General features: G+C 63.9%; 10 protein-coding genes. 3 read left to right on the top strand and 7 right to left on the bottom strand.

Translation table 11 applies throughout. The annotated features are described in order from the left end of the window. Nucleotides 1-21 precede the first annotated feature (21 nt). Entirely contained in the window at nt 22-1329 is a 1308-nt protein-coding gene (locus QE394_RS16865) for a P-loop NTPase (protein WP_268156998.1), read from the bottom strand. Further along, nucleotides 1326-1967: a hypothetical protein gene (locus QE394_RS16860; RefSeq protein WP_056085000.1), complete on the bottom strand. Its 642-nt coding sequence runs from the start codon at nt 1965-1967 to the stop codon at nt 1326-1328. The genes QE394_RS16865 and QE394_RS16860 overlap by 4 nt, the downstream gene beginning before the upstream one ends. Nucleotides 1968-2120: 153 nt before the next feature. On the opposite strand from QE394_RS16860, the gene QE394_RS16855 reads away from it, so the two are divergent. After that, entirely contained in the window at nt 2121-2336 is a 216-nt protein-coding gene (locus tag QE394_RS16855) for a helix-turn-helix domain-containing protein (RefSeq protein WP_045729765.1), read from the top strand. Between the two features lie 48 nt (nt 2337-2384). Here the strand turns inward: QE394_RS16855 and QE394_RS16850 are convergent, their stop codons facing one another. After that, nucleotides 2385-2954 (bottom strand): hypothetical protein, encoded by a 570-nt coding sequence (locus tag QE394_RS16850; RefSeq protein WP_268156995.1) that lies wholly within the window; start codon nt 2952-2954, stop codon nt 2385-2387. Between the two features lie 140 nt (nt 2955-3094). Between QE394_RS16850 and QE394_RS16845 the strand changes: the two genes are divergently transcribed. Further along, complete coding sequence (locus QE394_RS16845; RefSeq protein ID WP_349035108.1) at nt 3095-4051, top strand: hypothetical protein; 957 nt, start codon at nt 3095-3097, stop codon at nt 4049-4051. Nucleotides 4052-4106: 55 nt separating this feature from the next. Beyond that, on the top strand, nt 4107-4649 hold the full coding sequence (locus QE394_RS16840; protein ID WP_056084990.1) for an Rv3235 family protein: 543 nt from the start codon (nt 4107-4109) through the stop codon (nt 4647-4649). Nucleotides 4650-4751: 102 nt separating this feature from the next. Here the strand turns inward: QE394_RS16840 and secA are convergent, their stop codons facing one another. The 4 genes from secA to QE394_RS16820 form a co-directional block, all read right to left on the bottom strand. Further along, nucleotides 4752-7502: a preprotein translocase subunit SecA gene (gene secA / locus QE394_RS16835; RefSeq protein WP_349035107.1), complete on the bottom strand. Its 2751-nt coding sequence runs from the start codon at nt 7500-7502 to the stop codon at nt 4752-4754. A gap of 82 nt (nt 7503-7584) precedes the next feature. After that, a complete protein-coding gene (locus tag QE394_RS16830; RefSeq protein WP_349035106.1) occupies nt 7585-8826 on the bottom strand; it encodes a crosslink repair DNA glycosylase YcaQ family protein in 1242 nt (413 codons plus the stop codon). 32 nt (nt 8827-8858) lie between these two features. Continuing rightward, nucleotides 8859-9584 carry a ribosome-associated translation inhibitor RaiA gene (raiA, locus tag QE394_RS16825; protein WP_056085400.1) on the bottom strand — a complete coding sequence of 242 codons (726 nt, stop codon included), beginning with the start codon at nt 9582-9584 and terminating at the stop codon, nt 8859-8861. Nucleotides 9585-9783: 199 nt separating this feature from the next. Then, nucleotides 9784-10632 (bottom strand): phosphoribosyltransferase family protein, encoded by an 849-nt coding sequence (locus QE394_RS16820; protein WP_261619185.1) that lies wholly within the window; start codon nt 10630-10632, stop codon nt 9784-9786. Between the last annotated feature and the right edge of the window lie 32 nt (nt 10633-10664).

Here is a 10664-nt window from a genome sequence, read left to right as displayed (position 1 = left end):
TTTGCAGCTCTTATGGCGAGCCTAGTCCTTTGCCCTGCGGCCTGCTGTGGAAGAAAATACAGAGGATTTGGGCTTTTGCTGGACGGATGCACAAACGAGTTCGCGGATTGAGCGGCGAAGGGCTGACTGGGGCGACGATTCGAGCAGCAATGATCCGGCAAGCAGGGCAGCATCCGCGGCAGCGTTGTCGTACGGGAGGAATGCCTGAAGCTCGGATGCCGGACCGTAACGCTCCCAGGCATCCCGCAATTGCCGTTCGGGGCCCCTGCCAACAGAGGACGACCGCACTTTGTTCATCACCACCGTGGGCGAGGCTTGGGGAACAGCGTTCTCCAGTTCAGCAAGGCCCCTAACCAACCTCGGCACGCCCACGGGATCAGCAGCCCCGACCGCGAACACGGTGTCTGCCATCTCCAGTGCACGCAGGGTTGCCCCGTTTCGCCGTGGCGCCATGGTGTCAAAGCTCAGTTCTTCATCCGCTTCCAGGCAGAAGCCGGTGTCCACCACAACAACGTCGGCGATCTGCCGCGCCCGTTCCAGGACGATCGCCAGGGCCGGTGCCCTGAGCTCCGTCCAGCGATCTGCCCGCGTTATGCCGGTGAGTACCTTGAAGGTACCGGCAGTCGTTGCCACAGGAGCGGCAAGCCTGCGGAGGGCGTCTGCATCCAGGGCACCCTGGTCCGCAAGCCGGCAGGCCTGGGCCAATGCAGCCGATTCGTCGAGCAGTCCGAGGACCGCAGCGACGCTCGCCCCGTAGCTGTCGGCGTCGATGAGGAGGACCTGCTCGCCGTCGGCCGCCAGTTCAGCTGCCATGTTGGCGGCGAGGGTGGTCCGGCCCGGAGAGCCGGCGGGACCCCACACTGCGATGATTCGACCTGGTCCTGGCCCGCCCGTATCTGGCTCAGGCTCCGCGGCAACGGGATGCAGGGCTGCACCGGTGTCCGCGAGGGAGCTCATTGCGGCAGTACGGCCCGGCGCTCCTGTCAACTGCTCTACGGCGTCGGCGATCCGGTCCGAAAGTTCTGCGGATTGGACGCCTGTCAGGGCTGATGCAACACCGATCTTGCGGAGCCGCGCTGCTTCCTCGGCGCTGTCGGTGAGGGCGATGATGGCCACGCCAACGGCTCCCAGCCGGTCTACCAACGAAGCCGTGAGGCCTTCGGATCCGTCTGCCACGACGGCCGCCCTGGCCAGCCCGCTTTGGCACGCTGCCAGCAGTTCGGGGAGTTCGGCGCACCTCCTGACCACGGTGACAGGGCCGTGCAGGCGTTCGAGTCCGCCCACCAGATCTTCCCGGCTTTGCCCGACGGTAACGACAGGTATGCTCACTTGGCGCCCCCGGGGTTCCACACGACGGAGATCCGGGCGTCGTTGGCCTGGGCGCCCAGGATGGCCGGCATCCGACTGTCCTCCACCAGCACCATCAGCACTGTGCTCTTGGCGGATCCGAGAGTTGTTGAACCTGCTGTTACCTCGGCGATTTCTGCACCCGGCAGCAGGAGCTTAGGCTCACTGAATCCGTTCTTGGCATCCGGCTGGGCAACCCAGACATCCACGCGGGCCCCGGCGATAACCTGCGCAGGCAGCGTTTCGTCCACCGTAATGGCCACTGGTTTGCGGTCAAGGTCGTCAACCTCCCCGAGGCTGGCACGAGGGACCAGTTGGTCTTTTCCGATGCGCTGCACGGCCACTACGCCCTGGGGCAACCCGGATTCGGCGGTGATGTAGTGCTGTTCCGAATCGCCGAGCCGCACCTTGGCACGGACCACGTTCTCCTCCGTCAGCGCTTCGCCCACGGCTATCCCGTCGCGGGCAGCGTAGACCTCCGTGGTTTGGTCTGCACTTCCGACCAGGAATACAACTCCCGCCACTGACGCAAGCACCAGGAGGATCCCCACCAGCAGGCGCGGATCTTTCCACGACGGGCGCTTCAGGCGTGCTGATGCGGCTGAAGTTTCTGGAACCATGCCGTTTCTCCCCCTCGACGTGCCGGCGGGCCGTTCCGCGGCCGGACACCTCATTGTTGCGGGACGGACGCCGGAACAAAAGTCAAAGCCCCAAATATGGCGGAACTGTGGATAACGCAAGCGTGCACCCCGTTCGGATGGCAAAATGGAGGCATGCCCAGGTTCCTCACACTCGCAGATGTTGCCGAGCAGCTTCAGATCAACTCTCCAGCCGCTTACGCACTGGTACGGAGCGGGGAATTGAAGGCCATTCAGGTTGGTGGACGCGGGCAATGGCGTGTGGAAGAGAAGATGCTGGAACAGTACATCGAGGAACGCTACGCAGAAGCCAGCAGGATGATTCAGGAGTCCAAGTCGAAGTCGGTCTGAGCGGGCGCGTGTTTCGTCCCTGCCGGCAGTGCCGGGCCCGGGCGTTGGCTACAGTCCGGCTTGTTTCCTCGACCTGATGGCCGCAAGCGCGGCGAACGGCACGGTTGATACATCTCCCACGTTCCGGCTCCTCCGGGCTTCACCGGGAGTCACTGCCGCTAAGTCCACATAGTCCTTGCCCACGCGGTCGATCACGCCTTCCAACCGTGTGATGCCCGCGCTGCCACCGAGGCTGATACTCAGCTCAGCTCTGTCCCTGGCAAGGGCACGGAGCGAATGCGCCAACCCAAGCGCGCGCCGCACGGCTGACGGCTCGGTTTGCGCAAGCCTGCCCATGCCCACGTAGCGGGCAACCGCCGGGTATGGAATGAGGACCTGGTACCAGTCTTCGTCAATAACCAGCGCCTCGGCACCAGCGTGGGCAAGGCGGCCATGGACAGATTCTCCGTTCCGGAGGTGGACCCCCAGCGTGCATCCAAGTACTCCGCGGAGCCTGTCGGACAACGCGATGGCCACCAGTTCAGCGCGGGTCCTCTCCCCGATCTCGGCCTCCAGTGAAAGTCGGTCCGATTCCGCCAGCTGGCTTTCGAGGTCGTTGAAGAGTGCATCCCAGCGCATTCGGCCACAGTAAGTCCGACCGGGCAGGCCGTCAATTCCAGGAACTTTTTCTCTCCACCGTATGGACATATGACAGAACACAGGCGCAAACTGAATCAAGCATTACCAAACTGCATCAAACTGCATCAAAAGGATGAATAATGATGAAGCGCGACTCCCACGGAATCAGAATGGACGCCCTTACGGCCCTGGCGTTGTTGGTCCTGGGAGCTGTGCTCGTCTTTATTGGATGCGGTCTTGTCCTGCAGTGGCAGGAGGCATCGGCCAGGCACCAGAGCACGTCCGCCGAGGACATCCTGGGGGCCGTAGCATTATTTTCGGGTTCGTCATTGATCGCCTGGTGGTTCCTGTGCCTTCTGGCCGCCGGCGCGGGCGTGCTCCTGGAGCGGCAAGGAAAGGTCCGTGCAGCTTCGCTGACGCGCAGGCTTTCGCCGGCCTTCATGAGGCGCCTGGTCGTCGCGGCCGTCTCATTACAACTAGTATCGGGTGCAGCGGCAAACGCCGAGACCCCCGCTCCGGGTCCGCAGTGGGCGCCCACGCAGGACTATGCCTCGGCTATGGAGGCAACCCCGGACATGCCGGCCCCGAGCTCGGTACCTTCCACAGGTACGGCAGGCGACCCTATGTCGGACGCCACCTCCACACCGGCTGCGGCCTCTGATGCGAGCATTCCGGAGCAGACAGTGACGCCGGGATTGATCCCGACGTCAACGGCACCGGACGAACTTGCGCAAGCAACGCCCGCTGCTGCCCCAATCACTGCGGACGCGGGCTCCGGCGCCGCGGACCATTCCCGGCTGCAGCCTGGATGGCAGCCCCGCACCACCCCGGTGGTGGACCCAGGACTGATGGCCTCCCCCGCCACGCGCGGAGGGGCCACACCGGTTGGGGGGTCAGTTCACACAACAGGAACCGTGGCAGTCCTCGCGGGGGACACCCTGTGGGACATTGTGCGGGGCCAGTTGGGCAGCAATGCTTCCGACATCGACGTCGCCCTTGAGTGGCCCCGATGGTACGAAGCCAACAGGGCTGTCATCGGCCAGAACCCGGATGTCCTGCTCCCGGGCCAAGTCCTGCAGCCACCCTCACCGTCCTAAGCATCCGTAACCATGCCGGCCGAGTGCCGGCACCGCAAGAACAAAGGGGAAAGCAATGCCAGCAGTAACGCCGATCCGCGCCCTCCAGGGAGGAACCGAAAGTAGTGCTGAAAAGGGCTTCACCCCTGGCGCAGCCAGCCAGGAGGCGCTGCGCCAGACACAGCTGCGACAGGGCCAGTTGCGGGCCCTCGGCCAGGGCCGGCAGGCCCCGCGTCCCGGAGAGCCGGTTCAGCTCCGGGCAGCCGACGAGGAAGCGGAAGTCCGGGCCCTCACCCGGGGAACAGTGCAGGCGGCCATGGAAGTGCTGGCCGGTATCCGGCCCGTCCACCAGCTGGCCCGCCGGCTTGACCCCCGATGCCTCGCTGCCCTCCAGCATCGGGCCGCACTGATTCGGCGGGAAATCACCAGGACCGGAAATCCTGCGCTGGGCCGGCTGCACCGGAACTCCATTGTCAGGTCAGTAAGGATCTGCGAAGTGGCAGAAGGCACCTACGAAGCAAGTGCAGTGGTAGTCGATGACGTACGTGCGCGGGCCGTGGCAGTCCGCCTGGAGCGCAGCAAGCAGGTTTGGCGAGTCACGGAACTCGTCATTGGATAATCACCCGCATGGCCGCCCGGACCAAGGAAGGGCAGGACCCCGGGATGCTGTCTCCCGCTGGCCCTGCCCTTGCCTTACACGTCGTCGTCCGTGGACGCCGCTTTAGCGCCGCTTCTTTTTGGCCGGACGCTTGGCGGCTTCCTTTGCCGCATCCTGCTCCGCAGCCTTCGCGGGGTTGCCTGAGCGCCCTGAGGAACGGGTTTCCACCCGGGTCTGGGTGCCACCGCCCTCGCTGGGTGACGTGTACTGCAGCTGCGCAGGCTTTTCGGGCGCTTCCAGACCGGCCGCCCGGACCTGCGGCTCAACATGCTCGGTGTGTCCGCCGGCGGCGTCCTCCACCACCACGTCCTGGGCCGGAGTCACTTCGACTTCCAGGTTGAACAGGAACCCAACGCTTTCCTCCCGGATGGCTTCCATCATGCTTTGGAACAGGGTGAAACCCTCACGCTGGTACTCCACAAGGGGATCGCGCTGGGCCATGGCACGCAGCCCGATGCCCTCCTTGAGGTAGTCCATCTCGTACAGGTGTTCCTGCCATTTGCGCCCGATGACTGACAGCACGACGCGGCGTTCCAGTTCCCGCATGCTCTCCGACCCGATGCTTTCCTCCCGCGCCTGGTAGACAAGCCGGGCATCCGAAAGCAGCTCTTCCTTCAGGAACTCCACCGTCAGCCGGGACTTTCCTCCGGCTTCTTCGATGATGTCATCCGCGCTCACGCTCACCGGGTACAGCGTCTTGAGATTGGTCCACAGCTGGTTGAAGTCCCAGTCGTCGCCGTTGCCTTCAGCGGTGGCGTCGTCAATCAGGGCCATGATGGTGTCCTCGACAAAGAACTGCACCTTTTCGTGCAGGTCGTCACCCTCGAGGATCCGGCGACGGTCGCTGTAGATCGCTTCACGCTGGCGGTTCAGGACGTCGTCGTACTTCAGCACGTTCTTCCGCTGCTCAGCGTTGCGGCCCTCCACCTGGCCCTGCGCCGAGGCGATGGCACGGGATACAAGTTTGGATTCGAGGGCCACATCGTCAGGAACGGAGCTGTTCATGAGGCGTTCTGCGGCACCCGAGTTGAACAGCCGCATGAGGTCGTCCGTCAGGGAAAGGTAGAACCGGGATTCGCCAGGGTCGCCCTGGCGTCCGGAACGGCCGCGGAGCTGGTTGTCAATGCGACGGGACTCATGCCGTTCGGTACCGAGGACATACAGTCCACCCAGGTTCAGGACCTCTTCATGCTCATCCTTGACGGCCTGCTTGGCTGCTTCAAGTGCAGCCGGCCAGGCGGACTCGTACTCCTCGGAGTTTTCCTCCGGGTCGAGGCCGCGCTTGGCAAGTTCGGCGACCGCAGTAAACTCGGCATTGCCGCCCAGCATGATGTCGGTGCCTCGGCCCGCCATGTTGGTGGCCACCGTGACGGCTGCCTTACGGCCGGCCTGCGCAACGATCGCGGCCTCCCGTGCGTGGTTCTTGGCATTCAGGACTTCGTGGCGGATGCCGTCCTTGGCGAGCAGCCGGGAAAGATACTCGCTCTTTTCGACGCTGGTGGTACCCACCAGGACGGGCTGGCCCTTTTCATGGCGTTCGGCAATATCCCGGACGACGGCGTCGAACTTCACTGTTTCGTTCTTGAAGACGAGGTCGGACTGGTCGATGCGCTGCATGTCGCGGTTGGTGGGAATGGCCACAACGCCGAGCTTGTAGGTGCTCATGAACTCGGCGGCTTCAGTTTCAGCCGTGCCGGTCATGCCGGAGAGTTTGCCGTACATGCGGAAGTAGTTCTGCAGGGTGACGGTGGCCAGGGTCTGGTTCTCCGCCTTGATCTCGACGCCTTCCTTGGCCTCGATCGCCTGGTGCATGCCCTCGTTGTAGCGGCGGCCGGCCAGGATACGGCCGGTGTGCTCATCAACGATGAGGACTTCGCCGTCCATGATGACGTAGTCCTTGTCCCGCTTGAACAGTTCCTTGGCCTTGATGGCGTTGTTGAGGAAGCCGATCAGCGGCGTATTGGCGGACTCGTACAGGTTCGTAATGCCGAGGTAATCCTCAACCTTTTCGATGCCGCCCTCCAGGACGCCAACGGTGCGCTTCTTTTCGTCGACTTCGTAGTCTTTTTCGGGCTGCAGCCGAAGAACAACCTTTGCGAATTCGCTGTACCAGCGGTTCGTATCGCCCTGGGCCGGTCCCGAGATGATGAGCGGGGTACGGGCCTCGTCAATGAGGATGGAGTCCACTTCATCGACGATGGCGAAGTTGTGTCCGCGCTGGACCAGTTCGTTCCTGTCCCAGGCCATGTTGTCGCGCAGGTAGTCGAACCCGAATTCGTTGTTGGTTCCGTAGGTGATATCCGCAGCGTACTGCTCGCGCCGGACCGCAGGGTCCTGGTTGGCGAGGATGCATCCGCTGGTCAGCCCGAGGAAGCGGTAGACGCGGCCCATGAGGTCGGACTGGTATTCGGCGAGGTAGTCGTTCACGGTGACCACGTGGACACCCTTACCGGTGAGGGCATTCAGGTAGGCAGGAGCGGTTGCCACCAGGGTCTTGCCTTCACCGGTCTTCATTTCAGCAATGTTGCCCAGGTGGAGGGCGGCACCACCCATCAGCTGGACATCGAAGTGCCGCATTCCCAGGGTGCGCGAAGACGCTTCCCGAACAGCGGCGAAGGCCTCCGGCAGGAGGCTGTCGAGCTTTTCGCCGTCCTGGTGGCGTTCGCGGAGCCGGTCCGTTTCTTCACGGAGCTCGGCATCGGTAAAGGTCTTGAACGAGTCTTCGAGGGCATTGATGGAGTCGGCATAATTCCGCAGTTGCCGAAGTGTTTTCTTGTCACCCGTGCGGAGAAGTTTTTCAATAAGTGATGCCACGTGAAGATGCTCCCAGTCTCATGCCGCCGAATTCTGGCGTTTTTAGTCTACGGGAGAGACAACCTGCCGGTGTCGGTTTCCCTCAGAGCGGATCGGAGCCCGCGTTGCCGACGGCCCGCGCAAGGTCCGCCGCGAGGTCACCCGACGGCCAGACCTCCACGGACTGAAGGCCCAGCCATTCAGCCATGAGGCGCAGTTCCCCGGCGAGTTCGACGGCGGTGTCCGGCGGGGCGGCCGGCTCGGCGAAGGCGGCCCGGGCCAGCAGTTTTCCGCCTGCCCGGTCGGCCTTCAGGTCCACCCGGGCAACGATGCCGTCCCGGAGGAGGAAGGGAAGGACGTAGTAGCCGTGCCGCCGCTTGAGTTCTGGCGTGTAGATCTCAATCCGGTAGTGGAAGCCGAAGAGTTCTTCCAGCCGGCGGCGCTCGAACACCATGGAATCAAAAGGGCTGAGCAGGGCACGTCCAGTGGCCCGCCGAGGCAGGACAGCATCGGCATGGCGGTAGACATCCCGATTCCAGCCCGTGACGGTCACCGGTTCCAGGGCACCCCGCTCCACCAGGCGTTCCACGGACTGCGCTGTTGCCTTGACGGGCGTCCGGAAGTAATCGGCGAAACACCGGACCGTTCCGATGCCGTGCGCACGGGCGGCAGCGTCCGTCAGCCGGTCCAGTGCCCTGACCCGATCCTGGGTTCCCGTGGGGGCCTCCCCCGTGCCGTTTCCGGCCTGCGGGAGAATTCCCGCCGTGAGGGTGTATTTCCGCTCGAATTGTTCTGTCCGTGCAGCTGCGGAGACGAACCCCGCTTCAAAAAGGTGTTCGAGGACCCTTTTGACGGCGTTCCAGTTCCAGCCCCAATTGCCTGTTTGCCGTTCTTCCACGTGGCCGATCCGGGCGGTCAGTTCGGATGCAGTCAGGGGACGGCTTCCGGCAAGGGTTTCCAGGATCCGTTCCGATATGGCAGCCCGCTGGTCAGGGTCCATGCCCCCGGCACCAACCCACGCACGTTTCTGCCAGAGCAGGAGGTCCGCATAGTGTTCCGGCCGGATGTAGCTGGCCTCGTGTGCCCAGTACTCGATCATCCGGCGTGGGTGAACTCCGGACATCCGTTGCAGAATGCTCCGGTCGTAGTTCCCGAGGCGCGAATAAAACGGAAGGAAGTGGCTGCGCGCGAGGACGTTTACGGAATCGATCTGGACCAGCTGCAAGCGGGCAAAGGTGCGGCCCACCGTCCGCGAAGTTACGGGTCCGGTGGGCCGTCCTTTGTCGAGCCCCTGTGCTGCCAGAGCGATCCGCCGGGCCTGGTTAAGGCTCAGCGAAACCGGCACGCCAGTCCTCTCTGTTGATTGCTGCCAGCACCCTAAGCGGTTGCTGCAGCATCATCCGAACGGTAGGCAAGGATCTTTTCTTCGACTACGGTATCTCCGGGTTCACACTCGTGGTCAAGCGTGATCACACCATAGGTCCAGCCGCGCCGCCGGTAGACAACCGACGGGGTATTGGTGGCCTTGTCGACGAACAGATAGAAGTCGTGCCCCACGAGTTCCATGTTGTCCACGGCGTCGTCGAGCGTCAGCGACGCTGCCGGGAAGACCTTCCGGCGGATCAGGACAGGGGAATCGCCCGCCGGGATATCGTTGTCCACGTCGTAGGGAGACCTGTCGGCGGATGACTCGCTGGCCTCGCTCCGGTGGCTGGCCTCCATGTAAAGGGGCTCGTGCGCACTGGCCGGTTCGAGGGACGCGGTTGCTTCCCTCACAGCCTTGGGGGTGTGGCGTCCGTGATGGACTTTTTTCCGGTCCTTGGCCCGGCGGAGGCGTTCAAGCAGCTTGTTGTACGCGAGATCGAAGGCGGCGAACTTGTCTGCAGCGCTGGCTTCGGCGCGGATCACCGGTCCGCGGCCCAGGACTGTCACCTCAACGGTCAACTGGTCGCCTGTTTGCCGGGCGTTGGTCTCTTTGGAAACCTTGGCATCGACCCGCTGGACTTTGTCGCCCAACGACTCAATCTTTGAGATCTTCTCCCCGGCATATTCGCGGAACCGGTCTGACACTGTCAGATTTCGTCCGCTGATCATAAACTCCATGGTGCCCTCCAAATGACTTCGGTGACACGACGGCGGCGCTTCCCTGGGCCGATCTGCCTGACAGTCGAGCCCCTCTCCGAGCCGCCATCGAAAGGTACATTCTGTCTTGGTACCCATCACCGACGTTAGTTCATCGTCATCCGTTATTCATCCTTTCCCGGTTTATTTTTTTCTAAGTCGCGGTAGTTTCGCTGCTGGCTTAGGATGCGCCGTCCGGGCTGCCCGAGACCGGTGGACGCGTTGCGGCAAGGACCACCGCCCCTGCCACCAGGACCCCGTCGCGGTGCAGGGCACGCGCGGCCTCGGACAGCGTGGAACCGGTGGTGAGAACGTCGTCGACGATGATGCAGCGGCTCCCGGCCACCGTGCCCCGGGCGCGCCGCCGCACCGTCATGGAGCCCCGGACGCGCCTGGTCCGGTCGCCCCTGTCGAGGCCTTTCTGGCCGCCCGCCGTCCGGATACCTCCAGGGGTGGCCTTGGCGAGGACGTCCTGCATAACGGCGCCGGGAAGCTGCCGGACTGCCTCGGCAAGGAGCAGGTGCACGGGGCTGAACCCCCTCGCCAGGTAGGCGGCTGAGCTGGTGGGAACCGGAACCAGGACCAAGGGCTGACGGTCTCCCGTTGCCGTCCGCACCGCGTCTGCGAGCGCCCTGCCCAGGCACTTCCGGAGCCGGTGCTGGCCGTGGCGCTTGAAGGACAGCAAAGCCTGCGCGAGTTCTTCCCTGTAGACGCCTGCTGCAACCACCGGCAGCAGTATTCTTCCGTCCACATCTGTCAGCACGGGTGCGGCAGCTTCGGCACGGAACGGTTGCGCGGTGAGCCGGCGTACCTGCCGGGCGCAGTGCGGGCAGAGATGGTGGTCTTCGGCGCCGCAGCCTACACAGTCGGCAGGGATGGCAAGAGCCAGGAGGTCGGCCGCGGCTCCGCCGACCTGGTCGCCCAACCGAAGAAGGGCGCTCCGATGTTCTGATCGGTGCCTGGCCGCCGGTTGGGACGGGAGGAGGTCAGGGTCTGCCCGGCCACGGCGGGGCGTTGATTCGCTGCTCACGCCTCAACAATTCATCGGGCAGGCAGCAAAGC

The sequence above is a fragment of the Pseudarthrobacter sp. SORGH_AS 212 genome, from assembly GCF_030818145.1.
Lineage (GTDB): Bacteria > Actinomycetota > Actinomycetes > Actinomycetales > Micrococcaceae > Arthrobacter.
Note: the sequence above shows the minus strand (reverse complement) of the source record. Positions and strands in the feature narration are given on the sequence as shown.